The following is a 16211-nucleotide window of genomic DNA, read 5'->3' as shown; positions in this document are numbered from 1 at the left end:
AAGAATGTGTCATCAGACACGCGGTGCGTGCGGACGGGGAGGTCTGCCGCATGGTGCGGCGGGCGAGACCGAGGGCGAGAGGCTTTAGACCAATGCCGTTGATCCAGTGGACGGACGACTTCCTGATCGGCCACACGGCCATCGACTACGACCACCAGATGCTGGTGAACATCACCAACCAGGTTTACGACATGAAGAATGCGCCGAAGGTCAGCAACGCGCAGATCGGCCAGTGCATGAAGCAACTGGTGGACTACGTGGAGCGCCACTTCCGCCGCGAGGAAGAGATTTTCGGTGCCACCGATTATCCGCTGACCGACAGCCACAAGAAAATGCACCGCGACCTGGAGAAGGTGGCGCGGGAAATCTACGACCTGTACCGCCGCGAGCCCGACCTTCTGAACTTCGGCGAGGTGACCGAGTTCCTGAAGCGCTGGCTGCTGGATCACATTCTCAAGCACGACATGGGCTACAAGCCGTACCTGAAGGGCTGAGGACAAAAGGCGGCCGCGGCCTCATCGGGCCGGGCCGCCCGCCGGTGGTCCGCCGCCCTGCCCGCCCCTGTCCGCAGCCGCGGTCAACGGGCGCGGAACGGTCAGATGAGGCCGGCCAGGGGGCTGGAGGGGTCGGCGTACATCTTCTTGGGCATGCGGCCGGCCTGGTAGGACAGGCGGCCGGCCTCGATCGCCAGCTTCATGGCCTTGGCCATCTTGATGGGGTCCTTGGCCCCGGCGATGGCGGTGTTCATGAGTACGCCGTCGCAGCCCAGTTCCATCGCCACGGCCGCGTCCGACGCGGTGCCCACGCCGGCATCCACCAGCACGGGAACGCTGACGCTTTCCTTGATGAGGCGGATGTTGACCGGGTTCATGATGCCCAGGCCCGAGCCGATCAGCGAGCCCAGCGGCATGATGGCGCAGCAGCCGACATCCTCCAGGCGCTTGGCCATGATGGGATCGTCGTTGGTGTAGACCATGACCTCGAAGCCGTCCTTGATGAGGGCCTCGGCGGCGGCCAGCGTCTCGGTGACGTTGGGGTAGAGCGTCTTCTGGTCGCCCAGGACCTCCAGCTTCACCAGGTTCCAGCCGCCGGCCTCGCGGGCCAGGCGCAGGGTGCGCACGGCGGTGTCGGCATCGAAGCAGCCGGCCGTATTGGGCAGGTAGGTGTAGACCTTGGGGTCCACGTAATCGACCAGCATGGGCTGCTTGGGGTCGGTGACGTTCACCCGGCGCACGGCGACCGTGACGATCTCGGCGCCCGAGGCTTCGATGGCGTCGCGGGTTTCGTCGAAGTCCTGGTACTTGCCCGTCCCGACCAGCAGGCGCGAGCGGAACGTGCGGCCCGCCACCTCGAAGAAATCGTCGGCATCCAGGTGCGCGGCACCGTCGGGCGTGGTGTCCGGGGCGCCGCCGCCGATGAAATGGACGATCTCCAACTGGTCGCCGTCGCCCACCGGCGTGGTGTCGAAGCTGGATTTCGGCACGATCTCGCGGTTGCGTTCCACGGCCACCTTGCGGGGGTCGATCTCCAGCGACCGCAGCAGGGCCTCCACGGTGGTGGGTTCGTTCAGCGGGCGCGGCTCGCCGTTGATGGTGACCTGCATGGACATGAGGCGGACTTCCTGCATCGGAAAAGGCGTGAGTGTTTGCGCGAGAGTATGGTGCGACGCCGCACGCATCGCAACGGTTGGTGATGAAGGGTGTCAGTCATGCACGCGGCGCATGGCGCGCGGACTCGCGCCCGCGCGCGTGAACTGAGGCGTTGCCAGAGCCCTTGCCCTGCTATACGACTAGGCGATCGGCGACTCGACCGGCGCTCGCCATCCGGCCGGCCCGTCGCCCCCGCATTCGCCACGGCAACAGAGACGGCACCTGCGCGCGTGACCCCCTCCACCGTTCTCATCCTCAACGGCCCCAACCTGAACCTGCTGGGCACCCGCCAGCCGGAGATCTACGGCCGTGAGACCCTTGACGACATCCGCGCGCTCTGCACCGACCACGCCGCCCGCCTGGGCTTCGACGTGGACTTCCGCCAGACCAACCACGAGGGGACCCTGGTGGACTGGGTGCAGGAGGCCCGCGCCGCGGGGTCCTGCGCCGGCATCATTCTCAACGCCGCGGCCTACACGCACACATCCGTGGCCCTTCTCGACGCGTTGTCCGCCTGCGAGACGCCCGTCGTGGAGGTTCACCTGTCCAACATCCACAAGCGCGAGCCCTTCCGGCACCATTCTTACGTGTCGAAGGTCGCCGTCGGCATGATCTGCGGGTTCGGGTCGCACGGCTACGTGCTCGCCCTGGACGCCCTGGCCCGCCTCGTCGCATCACGGAAAGAGAAAGAGTAGATGACCAGCAAGCCCACGATCGACAGCGCCGCGGTCCGCGACCTCGCGACCCTGCTGGACGAGACCGGTCTGTCCGAGATCGAGTACGAGACCGAGAACGTCCGCATCCGCGTTGCCCGCGGCGGCATCTCCGGCCAGACGATCATGGCCGCGCCCCAGGCCCACGCCGGCGCCGCGCCCGCCCCTGCCCCGGCCGCCGCCGCCATGCCGGCCCCGGCGCCGGCCACGGCCGAGGACGCCGCCAAGCACCCCGGCGCGGTGACCAGCCCCATGGTCGGCGTGCTCTACAACGCGCCGGAGCCGGGTGCCGCGCCCTTCATCACCGAAGGCGCCAAGGTTTCCGAAGGTCAGACCCTGTTCCTGATCGAGGCCATGAAGACCTTCAACCCGGTGCGCGCGCCCAAGGGCGGCACCGTGACGAAGATCCTCGCCGACGACGCCCAGGCGGTGGAATTCGGCGAGCCCCTGTGCATCATCGAGTGATCGGCTAAAGCGCATGTTCGACAAGGTCCTTATCGCCAACCGCGGCGAGATCGCGCTTCGCATCCACCGCGCCTGCCGCGAGATGGGCATCAAGACGGTCGCCGTGCACTCCACCGCCGACGCCGACGCCATGCACGTCCGGCTGGCCGACGAGAGCGTGTGCATCGGCCCGGCGCCCGCGTCGCAAAGCTACCTGAACCGGGCCGCCGTGCTGTCGGCCGCCACCATCACCGGGGCGGATGCCATCCACCCCGGCTACGGCTTCCTGTCGGAGAACGCCGACTTCGCCGAAATGGTGGAAGACCACGGCTTCACCTGGATCGGCCCCTCGCCGGCCCACATCCGCATGATGGGCGACAAGGTCACGGCCAAGAAGGCGGCGCTGGACAGCGGCCTGCCCTGCGTGCCTGGCTCCGCCGGGGCGGTGGAAAGCGCCGAGGAGGCCAAGCGCGTCGCCGAGGAAACGGGCTACCCCGTCCTCATCAAGGCCTCGGCCGGCGGCGGCGGGCGCGGCATGAAGGTGGCCCGCGACCCGTCCGAGCTGCTGGAGGCCTGGTCGACGGCGCGCACCGAGGCCAAGAGTGCCTTCGGCAATCCCGAAGTCTACATGGAAAAGTACCTGGGCAACCCGCGCCACATCGAGATCCAGGTGCTGGGCGACAACCACGGCACCGTGGTGCACCTGGGCGAGCGCGACTGCTCGCTCCAGCGCAAGCACCAGAAGGTGCTGGAGGAAGCCCCCTCGCCGGCGCTCAACGACGAGCAGCGCAAGGCCATCGGCAAGGTGGCCGTCGACGCCATGACCCGGCTCGGCTACCGCAACGCCGGCACCATCGAGTTCCTGTACGAGAACGGCGAGTTCTTCTTCATCGAGATGAACACGCGCCTGCAGGTGGAACACCCGGTGACCGAGGCCGTGACCGGCATCGACCTGGTGCGCGAGCAGATCCGCATCGCCGCCGGCGCGCCGCTGGGCTACACCCAGGACGACATCTTCTTTACCGGCCACGCCATCGAGTGCCGCATCAACGCCGAGGACCCCGAGACCTTTGCCCCCAACCCGGGCAAGATCCAGGGCTACCACGCGCCGGGCGGCCTGGGTGTCCGCGTCGACAGTGGGCTTTATGCGGGCTTGTCTATCCCGCCCCATTACGACAGCATGATCGCGAAGCTCATCGTGCAGGGCAACAACCGCACCGAATGCCTGATGCGGCTGAAGCGCGCGCTGGGCGAGTACGTCGTCGACGGGGTCAAGACCACCATCCCGCTGCACCAGCGGCTGATGGAGGTCCAGGACTTCCAGAACGGCGCCTACGACATCCGCTGGCTCGAAAAGTTCGTCGCCGGGGAGGTCTGAGGACGGTGATGCCGGCGTAGGCCGTTGGGGCGAGGGCCTTTTCCGAACGCCCGCGGGCGGGAAAGGCCCCCTGGGTCGCGAAGCCGACGGCGTGTGCGGAGCACACAGCGCCGGGCTGACGCGGCAGCGTCGGGCGCACACAAACGGAGGGCCGGCCAGAGCACATGACCGAATTGCCCGTCACGCCGGACCTCCTCTTGCGCGCCTATGCCAGCGGCGTCTTTCCCATGGCGCGCTCCCGCCGGGGCCGCACCCTGTACTGGGTCGACCCCGACGAGCGGGGCATTATTCCGCTGGATGCCTTCCACGTTCCAAAGTCCCTGATCAAGACGCTCAGGCGCGGCTCCTTCGAGATTTCGGTGGACCGCGATTTCGAGGGCGTTCTGGAGGGCTGCGCCGCGCCGGCGCCGGGGCGCACGGAAACCTGGATCAACGACAAGATCGCCGAGCTGTTCGTCGACCTGCACGGGATGGGCTACGCCCACAGCGTGGAATGCCGCCTGGGGGGCGAGCTGGTGGGCGGGCTCTACGGCCTGCGGCTGGGGTCGGCGTTCTTCGGCGAGAGCATGTTCTCGCGCGTCACCGACGCCAGCAAGGTGGCGCTCTGCCATCTGGTGGCGCGGCTGATCGGCGGCGGGTTCACCCTGCTGGACACCCAGTTCATCACCGAGCACCTGGAACGCTTCGGCGCCATCGAGATCCCGCGGGCGGCCTATCACCGCCTGCTGAACGACGCGCTCAAGCGGCAGGCGCGGTTCGACGGCGACTACCCGTCGGCGCGGGTGGTTTCCCTGCTGAAGCAGTCCAGCACCCAGACATCGTAGATGGGATGCTCCATGGCCGACAGCGCGGGGCTGGAGGCGAACATCCAGCCGCGGAAGACCTCCTGCGACGGCGCGCCGGGCTTGCTTTCCGTGATGTCCAGGAAGGCGGCCTCTTCCGGCGTTTCCTCGGGCGGGCGGTAGCGGCAGGCGCGCACCAGGATTTCCAGGGTGCCGATTCGCACCGTCTCGCCCACCGGTGCCTCGATGGTGGACACCCGCGCCGTCACCTTGTCCAGCCATTGCAGGACGGCCATGTCGCCCTCCAGGTCGGCGGCGGCGCTCGGCTGCGGAACCGCGACCGGGGCAGCGAGAAGTGCGGCGAGAGCGGACAGGGCGGTCTTCAGCGGCGGCATGCGGGTCAGCGGCATGGGAACAGGCACATCCATTGACGAATCGGCGAAAGCGGCCCGAGGACCGGCCGGGCGGCGGCGGGCGCGGGCTACTGCGTGCCGCCCTGGGTGGCGAGGAAGATGATGTCGCCCACCATGTCCTCCAGGGCCTGGAAGTCCTCGGTGTTGTCGATGGTGGCGCCCGATTGCAGCTTTTCCGTGGCGGAACCGGGCTGCAGCTTCACGTACTGGCCGCCCAGCAGGCCGTCGGAGACGATGGAGGCCGTCGAGTCGGCGGGCAGCTGCACGTCCGGCGTGATGGTCATGCCGACCAGCGCGCGGAAGGTATCGGTGTCCAGCCGCTGTTCGGTCACCGTGCCGACCTTGATGCCAGACACGCGGACGTCGGCGCCCACCGTCAGGTCGCCGGTCTTGTTGAACACCGCGGTCAGCGGGTAACCGTCGACGGTCTGCACGTCGGCCATGGAATAGGCGAAGGCCAGGAACAGGCCCGCCACCACCAGCACCACCGCGCCCAGGATCGTCTCGATCGGATTGCGTCCCATGCCTTGCCTCCCCCTGCGCCGCGTCAGTCCGAAAGGGACGGAAACGGATTGCCGCCGGCCGCGCCGCCGGCCCCTGTTCCGTCCGCGCCGGTCCCGCCGTCCACCGGCTGGTCGGCGCTCGCCCCGCGGGCGGCTTTGGCGCGCGCGATGATCTTGGACAGCAGCTCCTCCAGAATCACCGAATCCTGGGTGAAGCTGATGGTGTCGCCGGGCTGAAGGTTGTCCAGCGACCCGCCGGGCTGCAGTTCGATGTACTTGGAGCCGAACAGGCCTTCGGTCTCGATGATGGCGGCCGTATCGTCGGGCAGCGGCACGTCCTCGCGCACTTTCAGCACGGCCTCGGCCCCGAAGCGGTCGGTCAGGCGCATCTCGTCGACGACGCCGACGGGCACGCCGGCCATGCGCACGGGCGCGCCCTCGGCCAGCCCGTCCACCCGGTTGAAGGTGGCGGTCAGCGTCACGAGACCGTTCTGCACCACGGCCGTCTCATGGCGCTCCAGGACGTTGAACGTCAGGAGGGCCGCCAGGAGGCCGACCGTAAGCGTGCCGTAGAGGGTTTCCTTGGCGCGACTGTTCATGACGACGCCGCCCGAGTCGCTGGCATGCCGACCGCCCGCCCCGTCAGGAGCCGGGGGTCCACGCCTCGTAGTCGCCGGTGCCCTTGTCGCGCTTGCCGCCGCGGCGGTCGTCGCCGCTGGGGACATAGGCGTTCACCGTGCCGGACAGGTTGGGCAGGTGCTCCTTCATCCAGGGCTTCTTCTCGTCGACCTTGATGGGCTCGGCGGTGGTGTAGTGCAGCCAGGCATGCCATTCCGGCGGGATCTTGGACGCCTCGATCTTGCCGTTGTACAGCACCCACCGCTTGCGGCGCCGGCCGGGCTTCGGCTGCTTGCGCTCCTGGAAGTAGCGGTTGCCGTACTGGTCCTTGCCGACGAACTCGCCCTTGAGCCACGTGGTGAACAGGGTCCCGGTGATCATGTGACGGTCGCTCCGGTGGGTACGCTTTCAGCCCGCGCGGGATTCGGGCGCGGGAGCCTCTTGAACAAAACGGGGCCGGCCGACCGGAAGCACCGGACGGCGGATCGGGCCGCACTATGGCGTAAAGCGCAGCCCGCGTCCAGCACCGTCGCGGCCAGGAGCCGGCGGGGCGGGGCTGCGGGACTACATGTGGTGGCCGTTCGCGTCTCTCAAGGATTCCTCCACAGCTGTGGATAACACCGCCTGCGGTCCTCCACCGCCCGCAAGGCGCAGGGAAACCGGGCGGTGGCGGCGGTTGTTCCGCGCCCTCCCCGCGCCATCCCCCGATATATCCACAGGTCATCCCACATCTAGTGTTACACGGGCATTGCAAGCACAAAATTCAGTTGCCCGCTCTATGACCTTCGCCTAGGCTCAGTCCTTGTCGGCGACGCTGAGGGGACAATCGGCGCGCCGCCCGGCCGAGGGGGAACGAGGCCGTCAGAGGTCACGTCGCGGCACTGCCCGCCCAACACAACATCTAGGGGAACACCTGCCATGCAGATCCGTCGCCTGTTCACGCAGGAGGGCCAGTCGCCCTACGCCGACATCGGCTTCCGCCATACGTCCAGCGAGATCCGCAATCCGGACGGCTCGGTTGTCTTCAAGGCCGACGAGATCGAGGTCCCCGCCGACTGGTCCCAGGTGGCCAGCGACGTGCTGGCCCAGAAGTACTTCCGCAAGGCCGGCGTGCCCGCCGCGCTGACGCCGGTCGAGGAAAACGACGTTCCTTCGTGGCTGTGGCGCAAGGCCCCCGACGCCGCCGCCCTGGAAAAGCTGCCGGCGGACGAGCGCGTGGTCGGCGAGACCAGCGCCAAGCAGGTGTTCGACCGCCTGGCCGGCACCTGGACCTACTGGGGCTGGAAGGGCGGCTATTTCGACACGGAAGAGGACGCGCGCGCCTTCTTCGACGAAATGCGCTTCATGCTGTGCACCCAGATGGGCGCGCCGAACTCCCCGCAGTGGTTCAACACCGGCCTGCACTGGGCGTACGGCATCGACGGCCCGGCCCAGGGGCATTCCTACGTGGACTACAAGACCGGCAAGCTGGTGAAGTCCCAGTCGGCGTACGAGCACCCCCAGCCCCATGCGTGCTTCATCCAGTCCATCCAGGACGACCTGGTGAACGACGGCGGCATCATGGACCTGTGGGTGCGCGAGGCGCGGCTGTTCAAGTACGGTTCGGGCACCGGCACCAACTTCTCGCGCTTGCGCGGCGAGGGCGAGCGCCTGGCCGGCGGCGGCAAGTCGTCGGGCCTGATGAGCTTCCTGAAGATCGGTGACCGCGCCGCCGGCGCCATCAAGTCGGGCGGCACCACGCGGCGCGCGGCCAAGATGGTGATCGTCGACGTCGACCACCCCGACATCGAGGCCTTCATCGACTGGAAGACGCACGAGGAGCAGAAGGTCGCCGCGCTGGTCACCGGCTCCAAGCAGTGCAACCGCCACCTCAACGCCATCATGAAGGCGACCAAGGAGTGGGACGGCGCCGCCGACGGCGAGGAGCGCTTCGACCCCAAGGTCAACCGCGCGCTCAAGAAGGCCATCATCGCCGCCCGCAAGGCGCTGGTGTCGGAGAACTACATCCAGCGCGTCATCCAGTTCGCGCGCCAGGGCCATGACGAGATCATCTTCCCCGAGTACAACAGCGACTGGGACTCGGAAGCCTACCTGACCGTCTCGGGCCAGAACTCCAACAACAGCGTGCGCGTGACCAACGACTTCCTCGACGCCGTCACCCGCGACGAGGACTGGACCCTGCGCAGCCGCACCACCGGCAAGGTCAAGGACACGGTCAAGGCCAAGGACCTGTGGGACAAGATCGGCTATGCCGCCTGGTCCTGCGCCGATCCGGGCCTGCAGTTCGACACCACCATCAACGAGTGGCACACCTGCCCCGAGTCGGGTCGCATCAACGGCTCCAACCCGTGCTCGGAATACATGTTCCTGGACGACACGGCCTGCAACCTGGCGTCGCTGAACCTGCTGACCTTCCGCAACGAGGACGGCAGCTTCGACGTCAAGGCCTTCGAGCACGCCTGCCGCCTGTGGACGGTGGTGCTGGAGATCAGCGTGCTGATGGCCCAGTTCCCGGCCGACCGCATCGCCGAGCTGTCGTACAAGTTCCGCACGCTGGGCCTGGGCTATGCCAACATCGGCGGCCTGCTGATGGCCAACGGCATCTCCTACGACAGCGACGCCGGCCGCGCCCTGTGCGGCGCCATCTCCGCCCTGATGACGGGCGTGTCCTACGCCACCTCGGCCGAGATGGCGCAGGAGCTGGGCGCCTTCCCGGGCTATGACGAAAACCGCGACGCCATGCTGCGGGTCATCCGCAACCACCGCCGCGCCGCTCATGGCGAACACACCGGCTACGAGGGCCTGTCCATCAAGCCGATCGCGCTGAACGGCGCCCACTGCCCCGACGAGGACGTGGTGGAAGCCGCCCAGTGGGCCTGGGACCGGGCGCTGGAGCTGGGCACCGAGCACGGCTTCCGCAACGCCCAGACCACCGTCATTGCGCCGACGGGCACCATCGGCCTGGTGATGGACTGCGACACCACCGGCATCGAGCCCGATTTCGCCCTGGTGAAGTTCAAGAAGCTGGCGGGCGGCGGCTACTTCAAGATCATCAACCGCCTGGTGCCCACCGCCCTGCGCACGCTCGGCTACGACGACGCCACCATCGACGGCATCATCAACTACGCCGTCGGGCACGGCGGCCTGAAAGGCGCGCCGCACATCAACCCGCAGAGCCTCAAGGCCAAGGGCTTCGGCGCCGAAGAGCTTGAGAAGCTGGAGGGCGCGCTGAAAAGCGCCTTCGACATCAAGTTCGCCTTCAACAAGTGGACGCTCGGCGAAGCGTTCTGCAAGGAGACGCTGGGCCTCACCGACGCGCAGCTCAACGATTTCACCTTCGACATGCTGTCGGCGCTGGGCTTCACCAAGGCCGAGATCGAGGCGGCGAACACCTACGTCTGCGGCGCCATGACCGTGGAAGGCGCGCCGGGCCTGAAGCCCGAGCACCTGCCGGTGTTCGACTGCGCCAACCCCTGTGGCCGCATCGGCAAGCGGTATCTCACGGCGGAGGCGCACATCCGCATGATGGCCTCGGCGCAGCCCTTCATCACGGGCGCGATCTCCAAGACCATCAACATGCCGAACTCCGCCACCATCGAGGACTGCAAGCAGGCCTACATGCTGTCGTGGCAGCTGGGCATCAAGGCGAACGCGCTCTACCGTGACGGATCGAAGCTCAGCCAGCCGCTGGCCGCCGCCGTACTGGACGAACTGCCCGAGGCCGACAACGACGACGACGCGGACGCCGAGGCGCCCACCATCACCGAGGCGCTCGCCGCCGCCCCGACCCCGACCCAGAAGGCCGAGGTGATGGCCGAACGCATCGTCGAGCGCTACACCGCGCAGCGCCGCCGCATGCCGGACCGCCGCAAGGGCTACACCCAGAAGGCCGTCGTCGGCGGGCACAAGGTCTACCTGCGTACCGGCGAGTACGAGGACGGCAAGCTGGGCGAGATCTTCATCGACATGCACAAGGAGGGCGCCGCCTTCCGCTCGTTGATGAACAACTTCGCCATCGCGGTGTCCATCGGCCTGCAGTACGGCGTGCCGCTGGAGGAATACGTGGAGGCCTTCACCTTCACCCGCTTCGAGCCGTCGGGCATGGTCGAGGGCAACGCCACCATCAAGATGGCGACCAGCATCATCGACTATCTGTTCCGCGAGTTGGCGATCAGCTACCTGGCCCGCAACGAACTGGCTCACGTGGACCCGGAAAGCATCGGCCACGACGTCATGGGCGGCGGCCACGACGAGGGCGACATCGAGGAATGGGGCGAAACGGCGCTTGAGCGCGGCATCTCCAAGGGCTACGTGCGGTCGAACCTCTATGTCCTGAACCGGGCGGCCAACCGCGAGAAGGAGGCGGGCTTTACCGTCACCGCCCGGGCCACCGGCACCGACGGCCACGGCCACTCCGCCACTGCGGCGGCGACTGCCAGCGTCTCGGCCGCCGGCGCGACCTCGGCGGCGGTGGGCTCGGCCTCGGGACGCGCCAGCCGGGTGGCGGAAGCCCGCATGAAGGGCTACGAGGGCGACAACTGCCCCGAATGCGGCAACTTCACGCTGGTGCGCAACGGCACCTGCCTGAAGTGCGACAGCTGCGGGTCGACCACCGGCTGCTCGTAACCGGCAGCCGGCCCGACCCAGGGCCGAGAGGAGAGAGAGCCTCGGGGAACCGGCCGACCGGACGCCATAAGTCCGGCGGTCGGCTCTTCCGTTGAGAGTGTAGACGGTATACAAGACGGCGCGCGGCGGGGATCGGGTTTTTCCTCTTCTCTCTCCCTGCCGCCCGCGCTGAGAAAGGCCGCCGTCGGGCAACCGGCGCGGCCTTTTTCGTGGGCGAAAGTGGAGTGCCAGCAAATCGGCGGTTGCCGCCCGGAGGTGTCCAACGGACGGCCGACGGAGCGTGCGGGGCACTGTGATCGCAAGTGCGACGGCGTTTTAAGCTCTTGTTTTAGAAGCAGGAATCGACATACGATGCCGACCATCCTCCTGCGCTCCTGTCCGGGCACGTCCACCGATGTCTGCACAGCCTTGAAAGCCGGGGCCCACACACGGCGGCAACCCTGGCCGTTCCTGAACACGCTCGCGGCGGAGCAAAGCCCGTCCCCTACTGGTCGGGCACCGTGTTCCCTTTGCGCTCCAGCGCCCACAGCACGGCCAGGATGATCCCCTTGCTGACGGGCAGCAGCACCAGGGTGAGCACCAGCGCCGCCAGCACCGCCCCGATGATGGTCAGCGTCACGTCGGGCTGGTGGGCGATCTCCACGTACATCAGCGCCGGGAACACCAGCAGCCCCACCAGGCTGAGCGCCAGCCATGCGGCGCCGTCGTCCACCCGCAGGTGCCCGAAGCGGGTGCCGCAGACGGCGCAGGCCTCGCGCACCTTCAGGTAGCTGTGCAGGACCCTGCCCCTGCCGCAGCGCGGGCAGCGGCAGCGGGCGCCGCGCCACAGGGTGGGCAGGCGGACGCCGGGGCGGTCTTCGGTGCGAAGGGTGTCGGCTGACGTCATGGCGGCGGGCGTCTTCCTTGACTGTCGAAGCACGATGCGGACCCGTCCACTATAGCCGCTCCCCGCCCCCGCCGCGCAATCACCGTCCGGCGACGGTGCGAAGCGTGCTGAACAGGTCCGAGGGCTTGAGGGGCTTGGGCAACCGCGTGACGGCGGCATGAGCGCCGGGCACGGCGCCGGCGGCATAGCCGGTCAGGAAGACATAGGGCACGCCGCGGGCCTTCAGGGCATCGGCCGCCGGCCAGACCTTTTCCCCATTCAGGTTGACGTCCAGGATCGCGAGGTCCACGGGCCCGGCCGCGATGACGGACAGCGCCGCATCCAGCCGCGGCACCGGCCCGACGATCTCGCAGCCCGCGTCCTCCAGCAGGTCCTCCACGTACATGGCCACCAGGGCCTCGTCCTCGACCAGCAGCACGCGCAGGCCGGAAAGGCGATCGTCGGTCACGGACACACCTCGTGCATCGGCATGGTCAGGCGGCAGACGGCGCCGGTCGGCTCGAACCGCAGGTCGACGGTCCCGTCCAGGTCATGGGGCACCACCCGCCGGATCAGCCGGGTTCCGAATCCGGATCGGCTGGGCTCGGCCACCGGCTGTCCTCCGGATTCCTTCCATACAACCATCAAGGCAGGGCGATCGTTGCCACTTTCGGCAGCGACCTCCCAGGAAAGATCGATCCGCCCGGAGTCGCCGGACAGGGCACCGTGCTTGGCGGCATTGGTCGCCAGTTCGTGCAGGGTGAGCGTCAGCGCCACCGCCGCGCGCGCGTGCAGCGCCACCTCGGGACCCCGCGCGTGGGCCCTGGCGCCGTAGGGCGCCAGCTCTCCCTGCGCCACCAGCGTCAGGTCCACGGCCCAGCAGTTCTCGGCCAGCAGGGTGTGCGTCTTGGCGAGGGCCTCCAGGCGCTCCGTGAGCACCTTGAGCGGCGCCGCCTCCACATGGCCGGAAAGGGTGCGCATGACGATGCTCTGCACCGTCGCCAGCGTGTTCTTCACGCGGTGGGCCAGTTCCTGCACCAGGATTTCGCGCTGGTACTCGGATTCGGCGCGCCGGCGTTCGGCGCGGTGGCGTTCGGTCACTTCCTCCACCGCCGCGCCGACGCCCACGACATCGCCCTGCTCGTCCAGCAGGGGATAGAAATGCTCGATCCACTGACGCACGACGCCGGGCTGGCTGAGGGTCTCGCCCTCCAGCTCCACCGTGCATCCCTCGCCGGTCTCGAGGACGCCGCGCAGCAACGGCTCGGCGATGCGGCGGATGTTGGGGTCGGGCACCACATCCCACACCAGCCGCCCGGGGTGGGCGTCCGGCGGCAGGCCGTTGATCTCGGCCAGGCGCTCGTTCACACGCACGAAGCGCAGGTCGCGGTCGAACATCACCAGCCCCACGGGCGCCTTGTTGTAGAGCGCTTCAAGCTCGGTCCGCTGTTCCTGCGCCCGGCGGGCGGCCTGCGACCGCTGCCGCCGGCCGCTGGTGACGTCAGCGCCGTGCAGGTGCAGGCCGACGACGGCCCCGTCCGGCCCGCGGCGGGGATGCACCGACAGGTCCATCATGCGCCGGCGCGGCGGTCCGGCGGTGGGGATGGTCAGCGGCACCGCCCGCAACTCGCGGGACGGTCCACCCGCGTAGACGCCGTCCATCGCCGCCACCACGTGCTGCGCCACCAGGTCGGGCACGGCCTCGTGCAGCGGCGCGCCGACGACGGCATGGGCGCCGAAGAACTCGGCAAAGCAGTCGTTGCCCCATGCCAGGCGATGCGCCGGTCCTTCCGTGGCTGCGACAAGGAAGGGCGCGGCCTGGAAAAGTGTTCGCAGGTGTTGGTCCTCTTCATGCAGGGCCGAGCCGGGCGCGGACATTTCCGGTCCTTTAGCGAATGAAAGATTATCTCAGGGGATCACGCGGGGAACCGCCGAGCAAGTCAACCCAAACCACAACGCGCCCGCCGCCCATCGGGTCCGTGCGCCGAGGGCGCCGGCGTTGTGTCGGCGGCCGTCATCGCTATAGTGGACGAGCCGTCCGCCGTCCGCGCCCACTGCCTCTGCGAGGCCGATCATGACCGAGATGCCCCGCCAGCCGTCCGACCTGACGCGCACGGCCCCCACCGATCCCGACCAGGCGACGCCGCAGACGCTGATCTCGGCCGAGGACATCGCCGCCCGGCTCGACGCCATGGCCGCCGACATCGTGCGCGAGCTGGGGCCGGACATCACCATGATCCCGGTGCTGAAGGGCGCTTTCGTCTTCGCCGCCGACCTGTTGCGGGCGCTGGGCCGCCACGGCGCGAAGGTGCGCCTGCGGGTGCAGTTCCTGCAGCTCGCCAGCTACGGCGCAGCCAGGGAAAGCTCGGGCACCGTCACACGGTCCGGTGCGCTGCCGGAGGTGGAGGGCGAGACCGTGCTGGTGGTGGAGGACGTCCTCGATTCGGGCCGCACCGCCGCCCGCGCCCTGGACCTGATGCGCGACGCCGGCGCCGGACGCACCGCACTGGCCGTCCTGCTGGACAAGCCCGAGCGCCGGGTGGTGGACTGTCCGGCGGACTTCACGGGCTTCACCATTCCCGACCGGTTCGTGGTCGGCTACGGCATCGACTGGGCCGAACGGTTCCGCGAGCTGGACCATGTTGCGGTGGTGGACTGACCCCGCCCGCGAAACCGGGACGCGCAGCCGGCGCGTTGCTTTCGCGATTGCACACCTGCCCGCGATTCCGTAAGGGGATGCCCGAACCACGCCAGGGGGACCTCCCGCATGACCGACAGCACCTATGTCACCTTTCCCGGCCGCCTCGTCATCGTCGGCTTCGGCTCCATCGGCCAGGGCGTCCTGCCGTTGATCCTGCGCCATGTGGACATGCCCAGGGACCGCATCACCATCATCACCGCCGAGGAGCGCGGCAAGGAGGTGGCCGAGGACCTGGGCGTCACCTTCCGCCTGGAGCCGGTGACCGAGGACAACCACCGCGCCCTGCTGGAGCCGCTGCTGGGCGAGGGCGACTTCCTGCTGAACCTGTCGGTGGACGTCTCGTCGGTGGCGCTCATGCGCCTGTGCCGCGAGGTCGGCGCGTTGTACCTGGATACGGTGGTGGAGCCCTGGGGCGGCGCCTACACCGACACCAGCCTGACGCCGTCGCAGCGGTCCAACTATGCCCTGCGCGAATCGGCGCTCGACCTGCGGCGGGAGCCGGACAACGACGGCGCCCCCACGGCGGTGGTCTGCCACGGCGCCAACCCCGGGCTGGTCAACCACTTCGTCAAGCAGGCGCTGCTGGACATGGCCGCCGAGACCGGCGCGGCGGAGGCGACGGCGCCGGCCGACCGCGAGGGCTGGGCGCGGCTGGCCAAGGCCCTGGGCATCAAGGTCATCCACATCGCCGAGCGCGACACCCAGGTCGCCAACCAGCCCAAGGCGGTGGGCGAGTTCGTCAACACCTGGTCCATTGAGGGCTTCGTCGGCGAAGGCTGCCAGCCCGCCGAACTGGGCTGGGGCAGCCACGAGAACGGCATCCCGCTCGACGGCCGCCGGCACGAGTTCGGCAGCGACGCCGCGATCTACCTCATGCGCCCCGGCGCCTCGACCCGCGTGCGCACCTGGACGCCGCTGGAGGGGCCGTTCCACGGCTTCCTCATCACGCACAACGAAAGCATCTCGCTGGCAGACTACCTGACCCTGCGCGACGGGGCCGGGTTCCTCGACTACCGCCCGACGGTGCACTACGCCTATCACCCCTGCGACGACGCCGTGCTGTCGGTGCACGAGCTGGCCGGCAAGAACTGGCGCATGCAGGGCACCCAGCGCCTGTTGATGGACGAGATCGTCTCGGGCATCGACGAACTGGGCGTGCTGCTGTGCGGCAACGACAAGGGCGTCTACTGGTACGGCTCGCGCCTGTCCATCGACCAGGCCCGCGACCTGGCGCCCTACAACAACGCGACCTCGCTGCAGGTGACGGTCGCGGCGCTGGCCGGCATGGTCTGGGCGCTGGAGAACCCGCGCGCCGGCGTGGTGGAGCCCGAGGACATGGATTACGCCCGCATCCTCGACCTCTGCCGCCCCTACCTGGGCGACGTGGTGGGCGCCTGGGGCGACTGGACGCCGCTTCAGGACCGCGAGCGGCTGTTCCCCGAGGACGTGAACACGGATGATCCCTGGCAGTTTTCCAACGTGCGCGTTTCCTGAGCATCGGACCTGCGCCAAACGCCGG

General features: G+C 68.6%; 16 protein-coding genes. 8 read left to right on the top strand and 8 right to left on the bottom strand.

Features of this window, described 5'->3' with window-relative positions:
* The first annotated feature begins 92 nt into the window (after nucleotides 1–92).
* Nucleotides 93–494 (top strand): bacteriohemerythrin, encoded by a 402-nt coding sequence (locus C882_RS04385; protein ID WP_009539342.1) that lies wholly within the window; start codon nucleotides 93–95, stop codon nucleotides 492–494.
* Between the two features lie 101 nt (nucleotides 495–595).
* Here C882_RS04385 and thiS read toward each other — a convergent pair whose 3' ends face one another.
* Nucleotides 596–1603: a sulfur carrier protein ThiS gene (thiS, locus tag C882_RS04380; protein WP_043643732.1), complete on the bottom strand. Its 1008-nt coding sequence runs from the start codon at nucleotides 1601–1603 to the stop codon at nucleotides 596–598.
* A 276-nt stretch (nucleotides 1604–1879) separates the two neighbouring features.
* Between thiS and aroQ the strand changes: the two genes are divergently transcribed.
* The 4 genes from aroQ to aat all read left to right on the top strand — a co-directional run bounded on the left by aroQ (nucleotide 1880) and on the right by aat (nucleotide 5008).
* On the top strand, nucleotides 1880–2344 hold the full coding sequence (aroQ, locus tag C882_RS04375) for a type II 3-dehydroquinate dehydratase (protein WP_009539340.1): 465 nt from the start codon (nucleotides 1880–1882) through the stop codon (nucleotides 2342–2344).
* The gene (gene accB / locus C882_RS04370) at nucleotides 2345–2827 is read left to right on the top strand and encodes an acetyl-CoA carboxylase biotin carboxyl carrier protein (protein WP_009539339.1); all 483 of its coding nucleotides are present in this window, start codon (nucleotides 2345–2347) and stop codon (nucleotides 2825–2827) included. It begins immediately after the preceding gene.
* 13 nt (nucleotides 2828–2840) lie between these two features.
* Nucleotides 2841–4184 (top strand): acetyl-CoA carboxylase biotin carboxylase subunit, encoded by a 1344-nt coding sequence (gene accC, locus C882_RS04365; RefSeq protein ID WP_009539338.1) that lies wholly within the window; start codon nucleotides 2841–2843, stop codon nucleotides 4182–4184.
* Nucleotides 4185–4348: 164 nt separating this feature from the next.
* The gene (aat, locus tag C882_RS04360; RefSeq protein WP_009539337.1) at nucleotides 4349–5008 is read left to right on the top strand and encodes a leucyl/phenylalanyl-tRNA--protein transferase; all 660 of its coding nucleotides are present in this window, start codon (nucleotides 4349–4351) and stop codon (nucleotides 5006–5008) included.
* Here aat and C882_RS04355 read toward each other — a convergent pair.
* The 4 genes from C882_RS04355 to C882_RS04340 form a co-directional block, all read right to left on the bottom strand.
* Nucleotides 4951–5376 (bottom strand): DUF2155 domain-containing protein, encoded by a 426-nt coding sequence (locus tag C882_RS04355; RefSeq protein WP_236262466.1) that lies wholly within the window; start codon nucleotides 5374–5376, stop codon nucleotides 4951–4953. The genes aat and C882_RS04355 overlap by 58 nt on opposite strands.
* A 71-nt stretch (nucleotides 5377–5447) precedes the next feature.
* Complete coding sequence (gene mlaD, locus C882_RS04350) at nucleotides 5448–5903, bottom strand: outer membrane lipid asymmetry maintenance protein MlaD (protein ID WP_009539336.1); 456 nt, start codon at nucleotides 5901–5903, stop codon at nucleotides 5448–5450.
* Between the two features lie 23 nt (nucleotides 5904–5926).
* Complete coding sequence (locus C882_RS04345; protein ID WP_009539335.1) at nucleotides 5927–6481, bottom strand: MlaD family protein; 555 nt, start codon at nucleotides 6479–6481, stop codon at nucleotides 5927–5929.
* Between the two features lie 43 nt (nucleotides 6482–6524).
* Complete coding sequence (locus tag C882_RS04340) at nucleotides 6525–6881, bottom strand: NADH:ubiquinone oxidoreductase subunit NDUFA12 (protein WP_009539334.1); 357 nt, start codon at nucleotides 6879–6881, stop codon at nucleotides 6525–6527.
* A gap of 537 nt (nucleotides 6882–7418) precedes the next feature.
* On the opposite strand from C882_RS04340, the gene C882_RS04335 reads away from it, so the two are divergent.
* The gene (locus C882_RS04335) at nucleotides 7419–11126 is read left to right on the top strand and encodes a vitamin B12-dependent ribonucleotide reductase (protein ID WP_009539333.1); all 3708 of its coding nucleotides are present in this window, start codon (nucleotides 7419–7421) and stop codon (nucleotides 11124–11126) included.
* Between the two features lie 484 nt (nucleotides 11127–11610).
* On the opposite strand, the gene C882_RS04330 is transcribed toward C882_RS04335, so the two are convergent.
* The 3 genes from C882_RS04330 to C882_RS22935 form a co-directional block, all read right to left on the bottom strand.
* The gene (locus tag C882_RS04330; protein WP_009539332.1) at nucleotides 11611–12012 is read right to left on the bottom strand and encodes a DUF983 domain-containing protein; all 402 of its coding nucleotides are present in this window, start codon (nucleotides 12010–12012) and stop codon (nucleotides 11611–11613) included.
* A 79-nt stretch (nucleotides 12013–12091) separates the two neighbouring features.
* Nucleotides 12092–12460 carry a response regulator gene (locus C882_RS04325; protein WP_009539331.1) on the bottom strand — a complete coding sequence of 123 codons (369 nt, stop codon included), beginning with the start codon at nucleotides 12458–12460 and terminating at the stop codon, nucleotides 12092–12094.
* Nucleotides 12457–13869, bottom strand: a complete 1413-nt coding sequence (locus C882_RS22935; RefSeq protein WP_009539330.1) for a sensor histidine kinase — start codon at nucleotides 13867–13869, stop codon at nucleotides 12457–12459. The genes C882_RS04325 and C882_RS22935 overlap by 4 nt, the downstream gene beginning before the upstream one ends.
* Nucleotides 13870–14065: 196 nt before the next feature.
* Between C882_RS22935 and C882_RS04315 the strand changes: the two genes are divergently transcribed.
* Together C882_RS04315 and C882_RS04310 are read left to right on the top strand one after the other, a co-directional pair.
* On the top strand, nucleotides 14066–14650 hold the full coding sequence (locus C882_RS04315; RefSeq protein ID WP_009539329.1) for a phosphoribosyltransferase: 585 nt from the start codon (nucleotides 14066–14068) through the stop codon (nucleotides 14648–14650).
* A gap of 108 nt (nucleotides 14651–14758) precedes the next feature.
* A complete protein-coding gene (locus tag C882_RS04310) occupies nucleotides 14759–16186 on the top strand; it encodes a homospermidine synthase (RefSeq protein WP_009539328.1) in 1428 nt (475 codons plus the stop codon).
* The last annotated feature ends 25 nt before the right edge of the window (nucleotides 16187–16211 follow it).

Origin of the sequence: Caenispirillum salinarum AK4, from assembly GCF_000315795.1 — a bacterium.
GTDB classification, from domain to species: domain Bacteria; phylum Pseudomonadota; class Alphaproteobacteria; order Rhodospirillales; family Rhodospirillaceae; genus Caenispirillum; species Caenispirillum salinarum.
The sequence above is the reverse complement of the archived record's forward strand: the minus strand, read 5'-3'. Positions and strand labels throughout refer to the sequence as shown.